This window comes from Paracoccus sp. ME4 (assembly GCF_046736325.1).
Lineage (GTDB): Bacteria > Pseudomonadota > Alphaproteobacteria > Rhodobacterales > Rhodobacteraceae > Paracoccus.
Map to the genome: position 1 here is coordinate 649,528 of NZ_CP151276.1, position 21,645 is coordinate 671,172.

Here is a 21,645-nt window from a genome sequence, read left to right on the forward strand (position 1 = left end):
AAAACATGACCTCAGCCCTTCACCAGTTCCACGCGCTGCGCCCCTTCGGTGGGTTCGACCTGATCATGGCCGACCCGCCCTGGCGCTATGAGATGCGGTCCGAGAAGGGCGAGGCCAAAAGCCCGAGCGCGCATTACGACTGCATGTCGATCAACGACATCTGCGCCCTGCCGGTCGAATCCCTCGCGGCGTCCGATTGCCTGCTGTGGCTCTGGTCGCTGAACACGATGCTGCCCCAAGCCCTGAAGGTGATCGAAGCCTGGGGCTTCACCTACAAGACGGGCGGCCACTGGGTGAAGACCACCGTGAAGGGCAAGCTGAACATGGGCACCGGCTACATCCTGCGCGGCGCAGGCGAGCCCTTCCTGATCGCCACGCGCGGCGCGCCGAAGATCAAGGACCGCGGCGTCCGGTCGGTGATCATGGGCCAGATCCGCGAGCATAGCCGCAAGCCCGAGGAGGCCTTCCAGGCGGCCGAAAAGCTGATGCCCGACGCCCGGCGGATCGAGGTGTTCAGCCGCCAGAGGCGGGCAGGGTGGTCCAACTGGGGCCATGAAGTCGAGAAATTCGAGGAGGCGAGCTGATGGGCGCACCGGCAGCAAGTCAGGCAGCCATTCGCCGCGCGCTGGAGGCGGCGAAGGAATGTGGCCTGCAGATCGCAGGATATACCGTCTCGAAGGACGGGACGATCACCGTCACCACCGCGCAGGCGGTAGACTCGGCCAAGGAGGCCGGGCAAGTTGTGAAGCCTAAGCAATGGGCCAAACGGTGATGGATGTGCGGGTAGATTTTCCGGGGCTGCTGATCGAGCGCAATCGCAACGGAACCATGCGCTATCGCGTCCGCGTCGAGGGCGACAAGACCCGCCGGATCCATATCCCGGTCGGCCCCGAAGATCCTGCTTTCGCCCACCATTACTACGCAGCGCGGGCAGGCGAGACGTGGGTGCCCAGCACCCCGCGCCATGTGGAACGGTCGCTGGACTGGATCTGCGGGCGCTATCTCGATTTCCTCGGCAAGATGGTCGATGCCGGCCAGATGTCAGCCGCCACGCTCAAGCAGCGGCGCAGCGTCCTGTCCCGCCTTTGCGACCATCTGGACGATGACGGCGACCGATACGGTAGCCTCGACATGGATGCCCCGACATCTGCCTTTGTGGCGGTTCGCGATGCCTGGGCGGCCCATCCCGGCGCGGCCGACAACCTGATCAAGTCGATCCGGGCCGTCTACAAATGGGCGATGGAGCGCGACGAGATCGGCCATAACCCGGCCGCCGGCATCGGCGTGATCAATACGCAGCCCAAGGGCGGCGCCGTGCCCTGGACCGCGGCGGACCTGAAGAAGTTCAAGGATCACCATCCCGCTGGAACGACAGCCCATCTTTGGCTGACCCTGCATGCCTTCACCGCCTGCAGGATCGGCGATGCCCTCTGGCTGGGCCGCGATCAGGAAACGACCCGCAACGGCCAGACCTGGCTGGAATGGCAACCGGCCAAGAAGGGGTCGGCTTTCGTCTCAATCCCTATGCTGCCGCCCCTGATGGCCGCGACGCGGGCGGCAAAGGTCGTTGGCCCCACCTATCTTCTCAGCGAGAAGGGCAAGCCGTTCACCTCGGTCGAGGCACTGCGCGTTCGCGTCCAACGGTGGTGTACGGCTGCAGGCCTGCCTGGACGGTCATCGCACGGGATCAGGAAAGCCGTTGCCGAGATGATGTCTGAGAACGGCTGCACCCAGTATCAGATCATGGCGGTCATGGCCCACACTCAGGCGAAGACGTCGGAGATCTACACCAAGGGCGCTGAGCGACGAATCCTCGCCGCTGACGGTGTCCGGGCGCTTGCCGGGATCGACTGGTAATCGCGGGACACTCGTCGTGTAACCCATTGATTCCCATAACGCCCCCTGAAGAGGCAGCGGGACACTTCATCGCTGAAATTACTAGCTTATTTGGGGAAGTGGTGGGCGACCCTGGAATCGAACCAGGCATGGGTCTCCCCGGCGGAGTTACAGTCCGCTGCCGCACCTTGCAGCACGTCGCCCGCCGGATCGCTCTCGGCGTGCGGGGTGATTAGCCGCCCTGCCGGGGGGCGTCAAGGGGGCGCGGAACGGATTTCCGGGGCTTGCGCGACGGCGCCGCCGCGCGCAGAGAGGGGGCCACAGGAAAGGAGGCCCCGCATGGCCGAGAAAAGCGGAAACGCCAAGAAGCCCAGCTGGGTCATCGACAAGGAACGCGCCCGCCGCGCCGCCGCCGCCGAGACGGTCTGGCTGTTCGGCCTGCACGCCGTGCGCGACGCGCTGGCCAATCCCGAGCGCCAGAAGCTCCGGCTGGTCGTCACGCAGAACGCGCTGGCGCGGCTTGGCGAGCTGCACGGGATGGAGCCCGAGATCACCGATCCGCGCATCTTCGACAAGGCCGTGGGGCTGGCCGCCGAAAGCGTCCATCAGGGCGCCGCGCTGGAGGTCAAGCCGCTGAAATGGGGCAGCCTCTCGGAGGTCGCGCTGCGCGAGGCGCCCGGAGAGACGCGGCCGCTGCTGGTCGCGCTGGACCGGGTGACCGATCCGCACAACGTGGGCGCGATCCTGCGCTCGGCCGAGGTGTTCGGGGCGCGGGCTGTCATCGCCCCGCACCGCCATTCCGCGCCCGAGACCGGCGCCCTGGCCAAGACCGCCTCCGGCGCGCTGGAGCGGCAGCCCTATCTGCGCGTGCCGAACCTGGCCGAGGCGCTGACGCAGCTGAAGAACATGGGCTTCATCCTGGTGGGCCTGGACGGCACCGGCACCGAATCGCTGCCCGACGTGATGGGCGCGCTGTCGGGCCGCGCGGTCTGCCTGGTCATGGGCGCCGAGGGGCCGGGCATGCGCGAGCTGACCATGAAGCTGTGCGATCACGTGGCGCGCATTCCGTTCGCCGCGGATTTCGGATCGCTGAACGTGTCGAACGCGGCGGCGGTGGCGCTCTATGCCGCGGGGCGTGCCTGAATATCACATCCCTGCGACGCTTTTGCCGCGCGTGTTGAGATTCGGGTGCCGGCCTGTCAAGTAGGTCGGACCCCGGCATGCCCCAACCCACGGAATCGCCATGCGCGCCCTTGCCCTGTCCCTGCTGATCGTCCTCGGCGCCGCGCTGCCGGGTCAGGCTCAGGAATGGGCGGTGGGCGGTTTCGATCCGGTGGGCTATGCGCAGGCGGGACGCCCGACGCCCGGGCGCAGCGACATCGCGACCATGTGGAAGGGCCAGCTGTGGCACTTCGCATCGGAGGAGAACCGGGCGCGATTCGAGGCCGATCCCCGCGCCTATGCGCCTGCGCTGAACGGCATGTGCCCCGTCTCGATCGTGGACGGTCGGCCACAGCCGGGCGACCCGCGGTTCTTTGCCCGCGTGGGCGGGCGGCTCTACCTGCTGGAATCGGGCCGGGCCGAGAGCAGGCTGCGTCAGGATGCCGAGGGAATCGTCCGTGCCGCGCGCGAGATCTGGCGCCGCTGAAACCGGAATCACGAATTCGCGAGCACACTGGAACTTTTCCGGGGTGATGCTCATTTTCATCACATGGCATGACCCCGGAACGGTCTTGTCAAGATCACTGTCCCTCGTTCCGCGACTTGCGCCCGGCCATCGCTGATGGACCGGGCGCTTTTTCTGTGACAGGCTTCAACCCGAAGCTGCAGGCACAGGGAGCAGGACCATGGACATGCAGATCGACGAGGATCGCGACATCGCCCGCATCGCGCGGGACACGCGGGTGGTGGCGATGGTGGGGCTGTCGCCCAACGAGGCGCGGCCGTCCTGGGGCGTCGCGCGCTATCTGCAGTCGCAGGGCATCCGGGTGATTCCCGTCAATCCCGGCCATGCCGGCGGCAGCATCCTGGACGAGCCGGTCTATGCCACCCTGTCCGACATCCCGAAGGATGCCGGCGTGCAGATGGTCGACATCTTCCGCCGGTCCGAGGCCGTGGGCGCGGTCGTCGACGAGGCGCTGGCCCATCTGCCCGACTTGGCGGTCGTGTGGACCCAGATGGGCGTGCGCGACGACAGTGCGGCCGAACGCGCCCGCGCGCGCGGCGTCACCGTGATCCAGGACCGCTGCCCGAAGGTCGAGTTTCCGCGCTTTCTGTGAGGGCTGCGGGGCAGGGCGGTTATCTGCTTGACGCCCCCGCGCCTGCGCCGTAATCAGACCCGACCTCAGGGGTATAGCTCAGTTGGTAGAGCATCGGTCTCCAAAACCGAGGGTCGTGGGTTCGAGTCCCCCTGCCCCTGCCAGGTCCTTCCGCCATCCGCGACCTGCGCCGTTCAGGGTTGAAGTGCCCCGCCCGGGGCGCTAGACCCGGCATCGCATCTGCCCAAGGAGCCGCCCGTGGCCAATCCCGTCCAGTTCATCAATCAGGTCCGCGCCGAGGCCGCCAAGATCTCGTGGCCGACGCGGCGCGAGGTGATCACCACCACCATCATGGTGCTGATCTTCGCCTCGATCACCAGCCTGTTCTTCTTCCTGGTCGATCTGGCGATCCGCACTGGCCTGACCCAGGGCCTGCGCCTGATCAGCGGCTGATCGGGGCTTGCAATTTCCGGGCCGGGGCGGTATCTGCCCCCGACTGTCCGGGACACGGCGTGCATCGAATCCGCATGCGCGCCGATTTCGATTTTCGCGGACATGATGGAATTCAACGGGTTGGCGCGGCTTCCGCGCGATTCCCGGCAAGAGCAGCAGGGGTCGATCGAGACATGGCAAAGCGTTGGTATTCGGTCAGCGTCCTGTCGAACTTCGAAAAGAAGGTCGCAGAGGCGATTCGACAGGCCGTCGCCGAGAAGGGTCTCGAGGATCACATCGACGAGGTCCTGGTGCCCACCGAAGAGGTGATCGAGATCCGTCGTGGCAAGAAGGTGACCTCCGAGCGTCGCTTCATGCCTGGCTATGTGCTGGTCCATATGGAGATGTCGGACCGCACCTATCACTTGGTCAACTCGATCAACCGCGTCACCGGGTTCCTGGGCGCGCAGGGCAAGCCGATGCCCATGCGCGACGACGAGGTGAACGCAATGCTGCACCGCACCGGCGACGGCGAGCCCGCCGCGCCGCGCAACCTGATCCGCTTCGACGTGGGCGAGAAGGTCAGCGTGACCGACGGGCCCTTCGAGGGCTTCTCGGGGATGGTCGAGGAGATCGACGAGATCTCGTCGCGCATCAAGGTGACGGTCTCGATCTTCGGCCGGCCGACGCCGGTCGAGCTGGAATTCACACAGGTCTCCAAGACCGCGTGATGCAACTGCGGGAGGCCGCCAGGCCGCACCGCTAAGTCGGCCCCGCATCCCGGGGCGTGATGATAAGGAGAAGGCCAGATGGCCAAGAAAGTTGTCGGCAGCCTCAAGCTGCAAATCAAGGCGGGTCAGGCGAACCCGTCGCCCCCCGTCGGCCCGGCCCTGGGTCAGCGCGGGATCAACATCATGGCGTTCTGCAAAGAGTTCAACGCCAAGACCCAGGAGATGGAGCAGGGTTCGCCCGTGCCCGTCGTCATCACCTATTACGCCGACAAGTCGTTCACCTTCGAGACCAAGACGCCCCCGGCGTCCTTCCTGCTGAAGAAGGCGGCCGGCCTGAAGCCCGTGGGCAAGCGCAACCGCGCCAAGGGTTCGGACAAGCCGGGCCGTGCCACTGCCGGCACCGTGACGGTCAAGCAGATCCGCGAGATCGCCGAGACCAAGATGAAGGACCTGTCCGCGAACGACATCGACGCCGCGATGAAGATCATCGTCGGCTCGGCCCGTTCGATCGGTATCGAGGTGAGGGGCTGATCATGGCGAAACTGTCGAAGAAGAAAGCCGCCGCCCGCACCGCATTCGAGGGCAAGGCGAACCTGACCGTCGAGGACGCGATCAAGCTGGTCAAGTCGGCCGCGACCGCGAAGTTCGACGAGACCGTCGAGATCGCGCTGAACCTGGGCGTCGACCCGCGTCACGCCGACCAGATGGTCCGCGGCGTGGTGACCCTGCCCGCAGGCACCGGCAAGGACGTCCGCGTCGCCGTCTTCGCTCGCGGCCCCAAGGCTGACGAAGCGAAGGCCGCAGGCGCCGAGATCGTCGGCGCCGAGGACCTGATGGAGACCATCCAGTCGGGCAAGATCGAGTTCGACCGTTGCATCGCGACGCCGGACATGATGCCGCTGGTCGGCCGTCTGGGCAAGATCCTGGGCCCGCGCAACCTGATGCCGAACCCCAAGGTCGGCACGGTGACGATGGACGTCAAGGCCGCCGTCGAGGCCGCCAAGGGCGGTGAGGTCCAGTTCAAGGCCGAGAAGGCGGGCGTCGTCCATGCCGGCATCGGCAAGGTCTCGTTCGACGAGGACAAGCTGGCCCAGAACCTGCGCGCCTTCGTCGAGGCCGTGACCCGCGCCAAGCCGACGGGTGCCAAGGGCACCTACATGAAGAAGGTCTCGATCAGCTCGACCATGGGTCCGGGCGTGTCGGTGGACGTCGTCTCGGCGACCGCCAACTGAGACCATGAGATTTCCCCGCCCGAAAGGGTGGGGGATGGCGGGGCCGCGCGCGGCCCCGTCCTGTCCGAGACGGAGGGTGCGGAGCGATCCGCTTAATGTCCTTCCTGAGATGGGGAAGCGTTTTTCCGGAGGTCCCGACCTTCGGGTGATCTTGCCCTAACGGACCCGACCCGGCTCCCGAGGCCGGGAAAAGTGAGAGCCGGGGGGATACCCCCCTACTTGGAGTGAAACCGTGGATAGAGCACAGAAAGAACAGCTGGTCGACGAACTCGGCCAGATCTTCGAAAGCTCTGGCGTCGTGGTGGTTGCCCACTACGAGGGAATGACGGTTGCACATATGCAGGACCTCCGCGCGCGCATGCGCGAAGCGGGTGGTTCGGTTCGCGTTGCCAAGAACAAGCTCGCCAAGATCGCCCTGGACGGGAAGCCTTGCGCAAGCATCGCCGACTATCTGACGGGCATGACCGTGATCACCTATTCGGAGGATCCGACCGCAGCTGCGCGGATCGCCGACAAGTACGCCAAGGACAACGACAAGTTCGTGATCCTGGGCGGTGCGATGGGTGATCAGGCTCTGGATCCGGCCGGTGTGAAAGCCGTCGCCTCGATGCCGTCGCGTGATGAGCTGATCGCTCAGATCGTGTCGTGCCTCGGTGCGCCCGCCTCTAACATCGCCGGCGCCATTGGCGCGCCTGCCTCCAACATCGCGAGCATCCTCACGACCCTCGAGGAACGTGAGGCTGCGTAAGCAACCCTTTCCCGACTGGTGGTTGAAGACCCGACGTTGGAACATTAACTGGAAAGAACGGAAAAATGGCTGATCTGAAGAAACTCGCCGAAGAAATCGTGGGCCTGACCCTGCTGGAAGCCCAGGAACTGAAGACCATCCTGAAGGATGAGTACGGCATCGAGCCCGCCGCCGGCGGCGCCGTCATGATGGCTGGCCCGGCTGCTGCCGCGGAAGCCGCCGAAGAGAAGACCGAGTTCGACGTCGTCCTGGTCGACGCCGGCGCCAACAAGATCAACGTGATCAAGGAAGTGCGCGGCATCACCGGTCTGGGCCTGAAGGAAGCCAAGGACCTGGTCGAAGCCGGTGGCAAGGTCAAGGAAGGCGCGTCCAAGGCCGACGCCGACGAGATCAAGAAGAAGCTGGAAGCAGCTGGCGCCAAGGTCGACCTGAAGTAATCGACCCTTTGGTGGATTGACAGAAGGCAGGGTCCGGGGTTTCCCGGTCCCTGCCGAACCTGTCTTGAAGGGCTGTCCTGCGCGGACCATCCTTCAGGGCATGTTCGAGGTTCGGGAGCCGCGCGGTGGGACGCGTGGCACGAATGGAACCTCACCCCTGCATTCGTAGGCGCGTTCCGGGGGCCCCGACCCGGCCGCGCGCGAAGACGAAAGGTGACAAGACCCCATGGCGCAAGCTTATGTCGGCCAGAAGCGGATCCGCCGCTATTACGGCAACATCCGTGAAGTTCTGGAGATGCCGAACCTGATCGAGGTTCAGAAATCCTCCTACGACCTGTTCCTGAACTCGGGCGACGGCACCGGGCACAATGACGGCGAGGGCATCCAGGGCGTCTTCCAGTCGGTCTTCCCGATCAAGGACTTCAACGAGACGGCGACGCTGGAATTCGTCAAGTACGAGCTGGAGCGGCCGAAATACGACGTGGACGAGTGCCAGCAGCGCGACATGACCTATGCCGCGCCGCTGAAGGTCACCCTGCGTCTGATCGTGTTCGATGTCGACGAGAACACCGGGGCGAAATCCGTCAAGGACATCAAGGAACAGGACGTCTTCATGGGCGACATGCCCCTGATGACGACGAACGGCACGTTCATCGTGAACGGCACCGAGCGCGTGGTCGTCAGCCAGATGCACCGCAGCCCGGGCGTGTTCTTCGACCATGACCGGGGCAAGACCCATTCCTCGGGCAAGCTACTGTTCGCCTGCCGCATCATTCCCTATCGCGGCTCGTGGCTGGACTTCGAGTTCGACGCCAAGGACCTGGTGTTCGCGCGCATCGACCGCCGCCGCAAGCTGCCCGTGACGACCCTGCTCTATGCCCTGGGCATGGACCAGGAGGCGATCATGGACGCCTTCTATGAGACCGTGACCTATACCCTGCGCCGCGAGGGGCGCGAGCAGGGCTGGGTCACGCGCTTCTTCCCCGAGCGCGTGCGCGGCACCCGTCCCGCCTTCGATCTGGTGAACGCCGATACCGGCGAGGTCATCACCAAGGCCGGCGAGAAGGTCACCCCGCGTCTGGTCAAGAAGCTGCTGGAATCGGACGGCCCGCTGAACCTCTATGTTCCGTTCGAGCGGATCGTCGGGCGCTTCGTCGCCAAGGACATCGTCAACGACCAGACCGGCTTCATCTACGCCGAGGCCGGCGACGAGATCACCGCCGAGTACAACAAGGAGGGCGACCTGTCGGGCGGCCTTCTGAAGGTGCTCTTGGACAACGACATCACCGACGTGCCGGTGCTGGACATCGACCATGTCAACGTGGGTCCCTACATCCGCAACACCATGGCGGCCGACAAGAACATGGGCCGCGAAGGCGCGCTGATGGACATCTATCGGGTCATGCGCCCGGGCGAGCCGCCCACCGTCGAGGCCGCGTCGAACCTGTTCAACTCGCTGTTCTTCGACAGCGAGCGTTACGACCTGTCCGCCGTGGGCCGGGTCAAGATGAACATGCGCCTCGATCTGGACGCGCCCGACACGCAGCGCACGCTGCGCCATGACGACATCGTGGCCTGCATCCGCGGCCTGGTGGAGCTGCGCGACGGCAAGGGCGAGATCGACGACATCGACCACCTCGGCAACCGCCGGGTGCGTTCGGTCGGCGAGCTGATGGAGAACCAGTACCGCGTGGGCCTGCTGCGCATGGAGCGTGCCATCCGCGAGCGCATGTCCGGCGTCGAGATCGACACCGTGATGCCGCAGGACCTGATCAACGCCAAGCCCGCAGCGGCGGCGGTGCGTGAATTCTTCGGCTCCAGCCAGCTGTCGCAGTTCATGGACCAGACCAACCCGCTGTCCGAAGTGACGCACAAGCGTCGCCTGTCGGCCCTGGGGCCGGGCGGTCTGACGCGCGAGCGTGCGGGCTTCGAGGTCCGCGACGTCCACCCGACCCATTACGGCCGGATGTGCCCGATCGAGACGCCGGAAGGCCAGAACATCGGTCTGATCAACAGCCTCGCGACCTTCGCGCGGGTGAACAAGTACGGCTTCATCGAGACCCCCTACCGCAAGGTCATCGAGGGCAAGGTCACCGACGACGTGGTCTACATGTCCGCGACCGAGGAGATGCGCCACACGGTCGCTCAGGCCAACGCGACGCTGGACGCCGAGGGCAACTTCGTCGACGAGCTGATCTCGACCCGCCAGTCGGGCGACTTCATGCTGAACCCGGTGGATGCGATCGACCTGATCGACGTGTCACCCAAGCAGCTGGTCTCGGTCGCCGCGGCGCTGATCCCGTTCCTTGAGAACGACGACGCCAACCGCGCGCTGATGGGGTCGAACATGCAGCGTCAGGCGGTTCCGCTGCTGCGCGCCGAGGCGCCCTTCGTCGGCACCGGCATGGAGGCGACCGTCGCCCGCGATTCCGGCGCGGCCATCATGGCCCGTCGCGGCGGCGTCATCGACCAGGTCGATGCGCAGCGTATCGTCGTGCGCGCCACCGAGAACATGGGTGCGGGCGACGCAGGCGTGGACATCTATCGTCTGCGCAAGTTCAAGCGTTCGAACCAGTCCTCGACCATCAACCAGCGTCCGCTGGTCAAGGTGGGCGAGAAGGTCGTGGCCAACCAGGTCATCGCGGACGGTCCCTCGACCGACCAGGGCGAGCTGGCCATCGGCCGGAACGTGGTCGTGGCCTTCATGCCGTGGAACGGCTACAACTACGAGGACTCGATCCTGATCTCCGAGCGGATCCACCGCGACGACGTGTTCACCTCGATCCATATCGACGAATACGAGGTGGCGGCCCGCGACACCAAGCTGGGGCCGGAGGAGATCACCCGCGACATCCCGAACGTGGGCGAAGAGGCTCTGCGCAACCTGGATGAAGCCGGCATCGTCTATATCGGCGCCGAGGTCGGGCCGGGCGACATCCTGGTGGGCAAGATCACCCCCAAGGGCGAAAGCCCGATGACGCCGGAAGAAAAGCTGCTGCGCGCCATCTTCGGCGAGAAGGCCAGCGACGTGCGCGATACCTCGCTGCGTCTGCCGCCGGGTGCCTATGGCACCATCGTCGAGGTGCGGGTCTTCAACCGTCACGGCGTCGACAAGGACGAGCGCGCGCTGCAGATCGAGCGCGAGGAAGTCGAGCGCTTGGCGCGCGACCGCGATGACGAGCAGGCGATCCTGGACCGCAACATCTATGCGCGTCTGAAGTCGCTGATCCTGGGCAAGACCGCGCTGAAGGGCCCCAAGGGGATCAAGGCCAACACCGAGATCACCGAGGAGCTGCTGGGCACCATGTCGCGTGGCCAGTGGTGGCAGCTGGCGGTGTCCGAGGAGGACGTCGCCAAGGAGGTCGAGGCCCTGAACGGCCAGTACGACACCCAGAAGAAGCTGCTGGAGGCGCGTTTCGAGGACAAGGTCGAGAAGGTCCGTCAGGGCGACGACCTGCCGCCGGGCGTGATGAAGATGGTCAAGGTCTTCGTCGCTGTGAAGCGCAAGTTGCAGGCGGGCGACAAGATGGCCGGCCGTCACGGCAACAAGGGCGTCGTGTCCAAGGTCGTGCCGATGGAGGACATGCCGTTCCTGGCGGACGGCACCCCCGTCGACCTGGTTCTGAACCCCCTGGGCGTGCCGTCGCGCATGAACGTGGGTCAGATCCTGGAGACCCACATGGGTTGGGCCAGCCGCGCCCTGGGCCTCAAGATCGACGAGGCGCTGGAGGATTATCGCCGCAATGGCGACATGACTCCGGTCCGCGAGGCGATGCGCATCGGTTACGGCGACGAGCTGTATTCCGAGATGTTCGACGGCCTGGACGACGAGACCCTGCGCGAGCATGCGGGCACGGTCCGCACGGGCGTGCCGATCGCGACGCCGGTCTTCGACGGCGCCAAGGAGGCTGACGTGAACGACGCGCTGACGCGTGCCGGTTTCGACACCTCGGGTCAGTCGGTGGTCTTCGACGGCCGCACGGGCGAGCAGTTCGCCCGCAAGGTCACCGTGGGCATGAAGTACGTCCTGAAGCTGCACCACCTGGTCGACGACAAGATGCACGCGCGTTCCACGGGTCCGTACTCGCTGGTCACGCAGCAGCCTCTGGGCGGCAAGGCCCAGTTCGGCGGCCAGCGTCTCGGCGAGATGGAGGTCTGGGCGCTGGAAGCCTATGGCGCGGCCTACACGCTGCAGGAAATGCTGACCGTCAAGTCGGACGACGTGGCCGGCCGCACGAAGGTCTACGAGTCCATCGTCAAGGGCGAGGACAACTTCGAGGCGGGCGTGCCGGAATCGTTCAACGTGCTGGTCAAGGAGGTCCGGGGTCTGGGCCTCAACATGGAACTCCTGGATGTGGACGAGGACGAGTGAGGGCGAAAGCCCTCACCACCCCTTCCTCCATGCCCTTCATTAGGAATCGAGAATGAACCAGGAACTCGCCACCAACCCCCTGAACCCGCTGGCCCCGCCGCGGCAGTTCAACGAAATCAAGATCTCGCTGGCCTCGCCGGAAGAAATTCTGGCCTGGTCCTTCGGCGAGGTGAAGAAGCCCGAGACCATCAACTACCGCACGTTCAAGCCCGAGCGTGACGGCCTGTTCTGCGCGCGCATCTTCGGTCCGATCAAGGATTACGAATGCCTGTGCGGCAAGTACAAGCGCATGAAGTATCGCGGCCTGGTCTGCGAGAAATGTGGCGTCGAAGTGACCCTGCAGAAGGTCCGCCGCGAGCGGATGGGCCATATCGAGCTGGCCGCCCCCGTCGCGCACATCTGGTTCCTGAAGTCGCTGCCGTCGCGCATCGGCCTGATGCTGGACATGACGCTGCGCGATCTGGAGCGGATCCTTTACTTCGAGAACTATGTCGTCATCGAGCCGGGTCTGACCGACCTGACCTATGGCCAGCTCTTGTCCGAGGAGGAGTTCCTGGACGCGCAGGACAACTTCGGCGCCGACGCCTTCCAGGCGGATATCGGGGCCGAGGCGATCCGCGCCATGCTGGCCAACATCGACCTGGCCGCGACCGCCGAGCAATTGCGCCAGGACCTGAAGGCCGCCACCGGCGAGCTGAAGCCCAAGAAGATCATCAAGCGCCTGAAGATCGTCGAGAGCTTCCTGGAATCGGGCAACCGTCCGGAATGGATGGTCCTGACCGTGATCCCGGTCATTCCGCCGGAACTGCGCCCGCTGGTCCCGCTGGACGGCGGCCGGTTCGCCACGTCGGATCTGAACGACCTGTATCGCCGGGTGATCAACCGCAACAACCGCCTCAAGCGGCTGATCGAGCTGCGCGCGCCCGACATCATCGTGCGCAACGAAAAGCGCATGCTGCAGGAATCGGTCGATGCGCTGTTCGACAACGGCCGTCGCGGTCGCGTCATCACGGGCAACAACCGTCGCCCGCTGAAGTCGCTGTCGGACATGCTGAAGGGCAAGCAGGGCCGCTTCCGCCAGAACCTTCTGGGCAAGCGCGTCGACTTCTCGGGCCGTTCGGTCATCGTGACCGGCCCCGAGCTGAAGCTGCATCAGTGCGGCCTGCCGAAGAAGATGGCCTTGGAGCTGTTCAAGCCGTTCATCTATTCGCGGCTTGAGGCGAAGGGTCTGTCCTCGACCGTCAAGCAGGCCAAGAAGCTGGTCGAGAAGGAACGTCCCGAGGTCTGGGACATCCTGGACGAGGTCATCCGCGAGCATCCGGTCCTCTTGAACCGCGCGCCCACGCTGCACCGTCTTGGCATCCAGGCGTTCGAGCCGATCCTGATCGAGGGCAAGGCGATCCAGCTGCACCCGCTGGTCTGTTCGGCCTTCAACGCCGACTTCGACGGCGACCAGATGGCCGTGCACGTTCCGCTGTCGCTGGAGGCGCAGCTGGAAGCGCGCGTCCTGATGATGTCCACCAACAACGTGCTGTCGCCCGCCAACGGCGCGCCGATCATCGTGCCGTCGCAGGACATGATCCTGGGCCTGTACTACGTCTCGATGCAGCGTGACGGCATGAAGGGCGAGGGCATGGCCTTCGCCAATATCGACGAGGTCGAGCATGCCCTGGCCGCCGGCGAGGTGCATCTGCACGCCAAGATCCAGGCGCGCCTGAAGCAGATCGACGAGAACGGCAACGAGGTCTGGACGCGCTTCGAGACCACCCCGGGCCGCCTGCGGCTTGGCGGTCTGCTGCCGCTGAACGCCAAGGCGCCCTTCGAGCTGGTCAACCGCCTGCTGCGCAAGAAGGACGTGCAGGTCGTCATCGACACCGTCTACCGCTACTGCGGACAGAAGGAATCGGTGATCTTCTGCGACCAGATCATGGGTCTGGGCTTCCGCGAGGCCTTCCGCGCCGGCATCAGCTTCGGCAAGGACGACATGGTCGTGCCCGACAACAAGTGGACGATCGTCGAGGAAGTCCAGGAGCAGGTGAAGGAGTTCGAACAGCAGTATCTGGACGGCCTGATCACCCAGGGCGAGAAGTACAACAAGGTCGTGGACGCCTGGTCGAAGTGCAACGACCGCGTGACCGAGGCCATGATGTCGACCATCTCGGCCACCAAGAAGGACGCGGCCGGCGCCGAGATGGAGCCGAACTCGGTCTACATGATGGCGCATTCCGGTGCGCGGGGTTCGGTCAACCAGATGAAGCAGCTGGGCGGCATGCGCGGCCTGATGGCCAAGCCCTCGGGCGAGATCATCGAGACGCCGATCATCTCGAACTTCAAGGAAGGCCTGACCGTTCTCGAATACTTCAACTCGACCCACGGCGCCCGGAAGGGTCTGTCGGACACCGCGTTGAAGACCGCGAACTCGGGCTATCTGACGCGTCGTCTGGTCGACGTGGCGCAGGACTGCATCATCCGCGAGCATGACTGCGGCACCGAGCGCGCGATCACCGCATCCGCGGCCGTGAACGACGGCGAGGTCATCAGCCCGCTGTCCGAACGCGTGCTGGGCCGCACCGCGGCCGAGGACGTGCTGGTCCCGGGCGAGGACGAGATCATCGTCCGCGGCGGCGAGGTCATCGACGAACGCAAGGCCGACGCCATCGAGGCGGCGGGCGTGCAGCAGGTGCGGATCCGTTCGGCGCTGACCTGCGAATCCGAGGACGGGATCTGCGCGCTCTGCTATGGCCGCGACCTGGCCCGCGGCACGCTGGTCAACATCGGCGAGGCTGTCGGCATCATCGCCGCGCAGTCGATCGGCGAGCCCGGCACGCAGCTGACGATGCGGACCTTCCACATCGGCGGCATCGCGCAGGGCGGTCAGCAGTCGTTCCAGGCCGCCTCGCACGAGGGCACGATCGCCTTCCGCAACGAGAGCATTCTGGAGAACGCCAACGGCGAGCAGGTCGTGATGTCGCGCAACATGCAGATCCTGGTCATGGACGACCAGGGTCAGGAGCGCGCCAGCCACAAGCTGTTCTACGGCTCCAAGCTGTTCGTGAAGGAGGGCGAGCGCGTCATCCGCGGCGCCAAGCTGTTCGAATGGGACCCCTACACCCTGCCGATCATCGCCGAGAAGGGCGGTATGGCCAAGTTCGTCGACCTGCTGTCCGGCATCTCGGTCCGCGACGAGACGGATGACGCCACCGGCATGACCCAGAAGATCGTCACGGACTGGCGGTCGGCGCCCAAGGGCAACGACCTCAAGCCCGAGATCATCGTGATGGACGCCAACGGCGAGCCGGTGCGCAACGACCAGGGCAACCCGGTCAGCTATCCGATGTCGGTGGACGCGATCCTGTCGGTCGAGGACGGCCAGGACATCCGTCCGGGCGACGTGGTGGCCCGCATCCCGCGCGAAGGCGCGCGGACCAAGGACATCACGGGTGGTCTGCCGCGCGTGGCGGAACTGTTCGAGGCCCGTCGTCCGAAGGATCACGCGATCATCGCCGAGATCGACGGCTATGTGCGCTTCGGCAAGGACTACAAGAACAAGCGCCGCATCACGCTGGAGCCGTCCGAGGAGGGTCTGTCGCCCGTCGAGTACATGGTGCCGAAAGGCAAGCACATCCCGGTGCAGGAAGGCGACTTCGTGCAGAAGGGCGACTACATCATGGACGGGAACCCCGCGCCGCATGACATCCTGCGGATCATGGGGATCGAGGCGCTTGCCGACTATCTGATCGACGAGGTGCAGGACGTCTATCGCCTGCAGGGCGTGAAGATCAACGACAAGCACATCGAGGTCATCGTCCGGCAGATGCTGCAGAAGATCGAGATCCTCGACGGTGGCGACACCACCCTGCTGAAGGGCGAGCATGTCGAGCGCGACGACTTCGCCGAGGAGAACGCCAAGATCGAGGCGCGCGGCGGACGTCCCGCCACGGGCGAACCGGTCCTCTTGGGCATCACCAAGGCGTCGCTGCAGACCCGCAGCTTCATCTCGGCGGCGTCCTTCCAGGAGACGACGCGGGTCCTGACCGAGGCTTCGGTCCAGGGCAAGCGCGACAAGCTGGTCGGTCTGAAGGAGAACGTCATCGTGGGCCGCCTGATCCCGGCGGGCACCGGTGGCGCGACCACCCGCCTGCGTCGCATCGCGACCGAGCGGGATGCCGAGGTGATCGAGGCGCGCCGCGCCGAGGCCGAGGCCGCAGCCGCCCTGGCCGCGCCCGAGCCGACCCGCGGCACCACCGCGCCCGAGACGATGACCGAGGGCGCCACGGTCGATCTGCCCGAGACCAACGGCGAGGAGTGATCCCGCCCGCATGACCACCGCGAAGGCCCGGCCCCAGTGCCGGGCCTTCGGCATTGTATCGGCACGTCTTTGCGGTTGACCGATCAGGGCGGCTGCACATACTGCACCTGCCGGTCGGCGGGGGCAGGATGGATCATCCGGACATGGCGGGGACGCGACCCGCTGCGGCATGCCCCGGCACGGCGATCGTCCGATGCAGTCCAGCCCAGTCCCGAAGGCCGCCCATGTCCACGCCCCTGATCTCTCCGCTGCGCCGCACGCGGCCCGCCTCCATCCGCCCCGAACCACTGCAGCCGGGCGACAACCTGCGGGGCGCGGGGCTGATGACCCTGTCGATGATGGGCTTCACCTGCAACGACACGATCATCAAGTTCGTGGCCCAGGACCTGCCGCTGTATCAGTCGATCACCATCCGCGGGCTGTTCGTGCTGGTCGCGCTGGTCCTGCTGGCGCAGCGCACGGGGGGGCTGCGGCTGCGCATCCCCGTGCCCGCGCGCCGGCCCATGGCGCTGCGCCTGGTCGGAGAGATCGGCTCGACGCTCCTGTTCCTGAACGCGCTGACCCGCATGGAGATCGCCGACCTGACCGCGGTCATGCAGTCGCTGCCGCTGGTGGTCATGCTGGGCGCGGCGCTGTTCTTCGGCGAGACCCTGGGCTGGCGGCGCATCCTGGCGGTGCTGGTGGGCATGCTGGGCGTGCTGATCATCCTGCGGCCGGGCAGCGGGGCCTTCGGCATCTGGTCGCTGGTGGCCCTGGGGGCGATGCTGCTGGTCGCGCTGCGCGACCTGTCCACGCGGCAGTTCGGGCGCGATGTCAGCTCGAACACCATCGCCTTCTATGGCGCGGTGCTGGTCACGCTGACCGGGCTTGTCCTCAGCCTGGGGCAGGGTTGGGTGATGCCCAACCTCACGCAGCTGGCCCTGCTGGCCCTGGGCAGCGCCTTCCTGACGGTGGGCTATCTCTGCGCGGTGGCGGCGATGCGGGTCGGAGAGATCGCGGCCGTCTCTCCGTTCCGCTACACCTCGCTGCTGGCGGCGATCGTGCTGGGCCTCCTGGTCTTCGGCGACTGGCCCGACCTGTGGACCTGGATCGGATCGGCGCTTGTCGTGGGGGCGGGCATCTATACCATCTGGCGCGAGGCGCAGATGGGACGGAGACGCTGATGCGGGTTCAGATGCTGGGGCTGTGCCGTTTCTCCTATCTGGGGCTGCGCGGCTATCAGGTCGAGCATGACAGCATCGCGGCGCGCCGCGCCTATCTCTATGACCCCGCGCGGCTGGAACGGCGCTGGCTGTGGTTCACGACCGTCGCCCTGCCGGGCTGGCTGGCGCAGACCGATCCCGACTTTACGCTGGTGGTCATGACCGGCCCCGACCTGCCGCAGCCCTGGCTGGACCGGCTGCACGACCTCTGCGCGCGCCTGCCGCAGCTGCGGCTGTCGCTGGTGGCGCCGATGGAGTACCACCTTCAGGCTTGCCGCGCCGCCGTGGCCCCGCATGTCGACGGGACCGCGCAGGTGATCGGGCATTTCCGCCATGACGACGACGATGCGGTGGCCATCGACTATGTCGCCCGCACGCGCGCGGATTTCGCGCGGGTCGCGCCGCTGTGGCAACAGCACGGGCGCCTGTCGCTGGATTACGGCCGCGGGCTGATGGTCGAGGCGCGGTCGGGCCAGCTGAAGATGACGCCGCGGATCTGTCACAACATGGGCGTCGCGCTGACCATCTTCCTGCCCCCCGAGGCGCAGCAGACGGCGCTGGACTTCAACCACACCCGGCTGGCGCAGTGGATGCCCGGCGTGCAGATCAGCGAGCCGCTGATGTTCCTGCGCTCGATCCATGCCGACAGCGACTCGGGCGACATGGGGCCGGGGCTGCCGTGGCAGCCCGAGGAGGGCGGGCTGAACCGGCTGCTGCGCGAGCGGTTCGACCTGCGCCGGGGGGACCTGGCCCGGCTGGCGCGGCAGCTGGCCTGAGGCGCGCGGCCGGGCCCCGGCATGGGGCGGCGGGGCAGGGGGCGCCGGTTGACAGCGCGGGGGATTCCCCCTATAGCCACGCGACCCGGCGGGAAACCGCCTCGGGGACCAGAACCCACGAGGTCAGGGTCCGGGCCAATCGCCCCGATCCTCTGGAATTATGCCCGTCAGCCCGTTATGGGCGGGACGGGCTTGGCATTTTGCGATTCGCGCAAGGTGCCGTCGAGAAGCGGCGCAACCGGTCGGTTGCGAGTATTGACAGAGCAAGACGGGGAACCGAATGCCGACGATCCAACAGCTGATCCGCAAACCGCGGCAGCCGAAAGTGCAGCGCTCCAAGTCGCAGCACCTTCAGGGCTGCCCGCAGAAGCGCGGCGTCTGCACGCGCGTCTACACCACGACGCCGAAGAAACCGAACTCCGCTATGCGCAAGGTGGCCAAGGTCCGCCTGACGAATGGCTTCGAGGTCATCTCCTACATTCCGGGCGAGAAGCACAACCTGCAGGAACACAGCGTCGTGCTGATCCGCGGCGGCCGGGTCAAGGACCTTCCGGGTGTCCGTTACCACATCCTGCGCGGTGTGCTGGATACCCAGGGCGTCAAGGACCGTCGTCAGCGTCGTTCGAAATACGGCGCGAAGCGTCCGAAGTAAGGAGAGGCATCCATGTCCCGTCGTCACGCCGCTGAAAAGCGCGATGTCCTGCCCGACGCCAAGTATGGCGATCGCGTGCTGACCAAATTCATGAACAACCTGATGGTTGACGGCAAGAAATCGACCGCCGAGCGGATCGTCTACAACGCGCTGGAGCGCGTCGAGACCCGCCTGAAGCGCGAGCCGATCGAAGTCTTCCACGAGGCGCTCGACAACGTGAAGCCCTCGGTCGAGGTGCGTTCGCGCCGCGTCGGCGGTGCCACCTACCAGGTGCCCGTCGAGGTCCGTCCGACCCGCCGCGAGGCGCTGGCGATCCGCTGGCTGATCACCGCCGCGAAGAACCGCAACGAGAACACGATGGAAGAGCGCCTGGCCGGCGAGCTGTCCGATGCCGTCAACGGCCGCGGCACCGCCGTGAAGAAGCGCGAAGACACGCACAAGATGGCCGACGCCAACAAGGCGTTCAGCCACTACCGCTGGTAAGGCGAAAGGATCCGACCCATGGCACGCGAATATCCGCTGCAGCGTTATCGCAACTTCGGCATCATGGCCCACATCGATGCCGGCAAGACGACGACGACCGAGCGTATCCTTTACTACACCGGCAAGTCGCACAAGATCGGCGAAGTGCATGACGGCGCCGCGACCATGGACTGGATGGAGCAGGAGCAGGAGCGCGGCATCACGATCACGTCTGCCGCGACCACCACGTTCTGGCAGCGCCAGGAGGACCCCACCACCGAGGGGACCTCGGACACCAAGTTCCGCTTCAACATCATCGACACGCCCGGCCACGTGGACTTCACCATCGAGGTCGAGCGTTCGCTGGCGGTTCTGGACGGCGCGATCTGTCTGCTGGACGCCAATGCCGGCGTCGAGCCGCAGACCGAGACCGTCTGGCGTCAGGCCGACCGCTACAAGGTTCCGCGGATCGTGTTCGTCAACAAGATGGACAAGATCGGCGCCGACTTCTTCAACTGCGTCCGCATGATCAAGGACCGCACCGGCGGCACCCCCTGCCCGATCGCGTTCCCGATCGGCGCCGAGGACAAGCTGGAAGGCATCGTCGACCTGATCAAGATGGAGGAGTGGGTCTGGGAAGGTGAGGATCTGGGCGCGTCCTGGGTCCGCCGTCCGATCCGCGCCGAACTGCAGGATCTGGCCGATGAATGGCGCTCGAACCTGGTCGAGATGGCCGTCGAGCAGGACGACGCGGCGATGGAGGCCTATCTGGAGGGCAACGAGCCCGACGAGGCGACCCTGCGCGGCCTGATCCGCAAGGGCACGCTGTCGCTGTCCTTCTTCCCGGTCACCGCCGGTTCCGCGTTCAAGAACAAGGGCGTGCAGCCCCTGCTGAACTCGGTCATCGACTTCCTGCCCTCGCCCCTGGACGTGCCGGCCTACATGGGCTTCACCCCGGGCGACGAGACCGAGACCCGCAACATCGAGCGTCGTGCCGATGATGCGCAGCCCTTCTCGGGTCTGGCCTTCAAGATCATGAACGACCCGTTCGTCGGTTCGCTGACCTTCACGCGCCTCTATTCGGGCGTGATGAAGAAGGGCGACCAGATGCTGAACGCCACCAAGGGCAAGCGCGAGCGCGTCGGCCGCATGATGATGATGCACTCGATCAACCGCGAGGAGATCGAAGAGGCCTTTGCGGGCGACATCATCGCGCTGGCCGGTCTGAAGGACACCACCACCGGCGACACGTTGTGCGATCCCGCCAACCCCGTCGTCCTGGAGACGATGACCTTCCCCGAGCCGGTGATCGAGATCGCCGTCGAGCCCAAGTCGAAGGCTGATCAGGAGAAGATGGGCCTGGCCCTTCAGCGCCTGTCGGCCGAGGATCCGTCCTTCCGCGTCGAGACCGACATCGAATCCGGTCAGACGATCATGAAGGGCATGGGCGAACTGCATCTCGACATCCTGGTCGACCGCATGAAGCGCGAGTTCAAGGTCGAGGCCAACATCGGCGCGCCGCAGGTGGCCTACCGCGAGACCATCTCGCAGCCGGCCGAGATCGACTACACGCACAAGAAGCAGACCGGTGGTACCGGCCAGTTCGCGCGCGTGAAGCTGCAGATCACCCCGACCGAGCCGGGCGAGGGCTATTCGTTCGAGACCAAGATCGTCGGCGGCGCGGTGCCCAAGGAGTACATCCCGGGCGTCGAGAAGGGCATCAAGTCGGTCATGGATTCGGGCCCGCTGGCCGGCTTCCCGGTGATCGACTTCAAGGTCGCCCTGCTGGACGGTGCGTTCCACGACGTCGACTCGTCGGTCCTGGCCTTCGAGATCGCCTCGCGCGCCGCGATGCGCGAGGGTCTGCGCAAGGCCGGCGCCAAGCTGCTGGAACCGATCATGAAGGTTGAGGTGGTCACGCCGGAGGAATACACCGGTTCGATCATCGGTGACCTGACCAGCCGTCGCGGCATGGTCCGCGGTCAGGACAGCCGCGGCAACGCGAACGTCATCGACGCCTTCGTGCCGCTGGCCAACATGTTCGGCTACATCAACAACCTGCGTTCGATGTCGTCGGGCCGCGCGGTGTTCACCATGCTGTTCGACCACTACGAGGCCGTGCCGCAGAACATCTCGGACGAGATCCAGAAGAAATACGCCTGATCCTGTGGCGGGGCGCCTGTCGCCCCGCCCCTTTA

At 65.9% G+C, this 21,645-nt stretch carries 19 protein-coding genes and 2 tRNA genes; 20 read left to right on the plus strand and 1 reads right to left on the minus strand.

Features of this window, described 5'->3' with window-relative positions; all coding sequences use genetic code 11:
- Positions 1–5: 5 nt before the first annotated feature.
- From AACG61_RS03310 to AACG61_RS03320, 3 genes are read left to right on the plus strand one after another with little or no spacing between them, the layout of a single operon-like run.
- Positions 6–584, plus strand: a complete 579-nt coding sequence (locus tag AACG61_RS03310; protein ID WP_411838608.1) for an MT-A70 family methyltransferase — start codon at positions 6–8, stop codon at positions 582–584.
- Positions 584–772 carry a hypothetical protein gene (locus tag AACG61_RS03315; protein ID WP_411838609.1) on the plus strand — a complete coding sequence of 63 codons (189 nt, stop codon included), beginning with the start codon at positions 584–586 and terminating at the stop codon, positions 770–772. The genes AACG61_RS03310 and AACG61_RS03315 overlap by 1 nt, the downstream gene beginning before the upstream one ends.
- On the plus strand, positions 772–1,857 hold the full coding sequence (locus tag AACG61_RS03320) for a tyrosine-type recombinase/integrase (protein WP_411838611.1): 1,086 nt from the start codon (positions 772–774) through the stop codon (positions 1,855–1,857). The genes AACG61_RS03315 and AACG61_RS03320 overlap by 1 nt, the downstream gene beginning before the upstream one ends.
- 99 nt (positions 1,858–1,956) lie before the next feature.
- Here the strand turns inward: AACG61_RS03320 and AACG61_RS03325 are convergent.
- Positions 1,957–2,040: transfer RNA gene (locus AACG61_RS03325), tRNA-Tyr, on the minus strand.
- Positions 2,041–2,175: 135 nt separating this feature from the next.
- Between AACG61_RS03325 and rlmB the strand changes: the two genes are divergently transcribed.
- The 17 genes from rlmB (at position 2,176) to fusA (ending at position 21,610) form a co-directional block, all read left to right on the plus strand.
- Positions 2,176–2,979, plus strand: a complete 804-nt coding sequence (gene rlmB, locus AACG61_RS03330) for a 23S rRNA (guanosine(2251)-2'-O)-methyltransferase RlmB (protein WP_411838612.1) — start codon at positions 2,176–2,178, stop codon at positions 2,977–2,979.
- A gap of 100 nt (positions 2,980–3,079) precedes the next feature.
- Entirely contained in the window at positions 3,080–3,484 is a 405-nt protein-coding gene (locus AACG61_RS03335; RefSeq protein WP_411838613.1) for a YHS domain-containing (seleno)protein, read from the plus strand.
- A 199-nt stretch (positions 3,485–3,683) separates the two neighbouring features.
- Positions 3,684–4,115, plus strand: coding sequence for a CoA-binding protein (locus tag AACG61_RS03340; protein WP_411838615.1), 432 nt, complete (start codon positions 3,684–3,686; stop codon positions 4,113–4,115).
- Between the two features lie 67 nt (positions 4,116–4,182).
- A tRNA-Trp gene (locus AACG61_RS03345) sits at positions 4,183–4,258 on the plus strand.
- A gap of 94 nt (positions 4,259–4,352) precedes the next feature.
- Positions 4,353–4,547: a preprotein translocase subunit SecE gene (gene secE, locus AACG61_RS03350; RefSeq protein ID WP_136886885.1), complete on the plus strand. Its 195-nt coding sequence runs from the start codon at positions 4,353–4,355 to the stop codon at positions 4,545–4,547.
- Between the two features lie 173 nt (positions 4,548–4,720).
- Positions 4,721–5,257 carry a transcription termination/antitermination protein NusG gene (nusG, locus tag AACG61_RS03355; RefSeq protein ID WP_411838616.1) on the plus strand — a complete coding sequence of 179 codons (537 nt, stop codon included), beginning with the start codon at positions 4,721–4,723 and terminating at the stop codon, positions 5,255–5,257.
- Between the two features lie 78 nt (positions 5,258–5,335).
- On the plus strand, positions 5,336–5,788 hold the full coding sequence (gene rplK, locus AACG61_RS03360; RefSeq protein ID WP_411838617.1) for a 50S ribosomal protein L11: 453 nt from the start codon (positions 5,336–5,338) through the stop codon (positions 5,786–5,788).
- A 2-nt stretch (positions 5,789–5,790) separates the two neighbouring features.
- Positions 5,791–6,489: a 50S ribosomal protein L1 gene (rplA, locus tag AACG61_RS03365; RefSeq protein ID WP_411838618.1), complete on the plus strand. Its 699-nt coding sequence runs from the start codon at positions 5,791–5,793 to the stop codon at positions 6,487–6,489.
- A gap of 232 nt (positions 6,490–6,721) precedes the next feature.
- Complete coding sequence (rplJ, locus tag AACG61_RS03370; protein ID WP_411838619.1) at positions 6,722–7,237, plus strand: 50S ribosomal protein L10; 516 nt, start codon at positions 6,722–6,724, stop codon at positions 7,235–7,237.
- 65 nt (positions 7,238–7,302) lie between these two features.
- Complete coding sequence (gene rplL, locus AACG61_RS03375) at positions 7,303–7,674, plus strand: 50S ribosomal protein L7/L12 (protein WP_411838620.1); 372 nt, start codon at positions 7,303–7,305, stop codon at positions 7,672–7,674.
- A gap of 226 nt (positions 7,675–7,900) precedes the next feature.
- Entirely contained in the window at positions 7,901–12,046 is a 4,146-nt protein-coding gene (gene rpoB / locus AACG61_RS03380; protein WP_411838621.1) for a DNA-directed RNA polymerase subunit beta, read from the plus strand.
- Between the two features lie 52 nt (positions 12,047–12,098).
- Positions 12,099–16,355: a DNA-directed RNA polymerase subunit beta' gene (gene rpoC, locus AACG61_RS03385; RefSeq protein WP_411838622.1), complete on the plus strand. Its 4,257-nt coding sequence runs from the start codon at positions 12,099–12,101 to the stop codon at positions 16,353–16,355.
- A gap of 224 nt (positions 16,356–16,579) precedes the next feature.
- Complete coding sequence (locus AACG61_RS03390) at positions 16,580–17,518, plus strand: DMT family transporter (protein ID WP_411838623.1); 939 nt, start codon at positions 16,580–16,582, stop codon at positions 17,516–17,518.
- Entirely contained in the window at positions 17,518–18,333 is an 816-nt protein-coding gene (locus AACG61_RS03395; protein ID WP_411838624.1) for a glycosyltransferase, read from the plus strand. Before AACG61_RS03390 ends, AACG61_RS03395 begins: the two co-directional genes overlap by 1 nt.
- 280 nt (positions 18,334–18,613) lie before the next feature.
- Positions 18,614–18,985: a 30S ribosomal protein S12 gene (gene rpsL / locus AACG61_RS03400; RefSeq protein ID WP_022705687.1), complete on the plus strand. Its 372-nt coding sequence runs from the start codon at positions 18,614–18,616 to the stop codon at positions 18,983–18,985.
- A 12-nt stretch (positions 18,986–18,997) separates the two neighbouring features.
- Positions 18,998–19,468 (plus strand): 30S ribosomal protein S7, encoded by a 471-nt coding sequence (gene rpsG, locus AACG61_RS03405; protein ID WP_411838625.1) that lies wholly within the window; start codon positions 18,998–19,000, stop codon positions 19,466–19,468.
- Positions 19,469–19,486: 18 nt separating this feature from the next.
- Positions 19,487–21,610, plus strand: coding sequence for an elongation factor G (gene fusA, locus AACG61_RS03410; RefSeq protein ID WP_411838626.1), 2,124 nt, complete (start codon positions 19,487–19,489; stop codon positions 21,608–21,610).
- Positions 21,611–21,645: the final 35 nt, after the last annotated feature.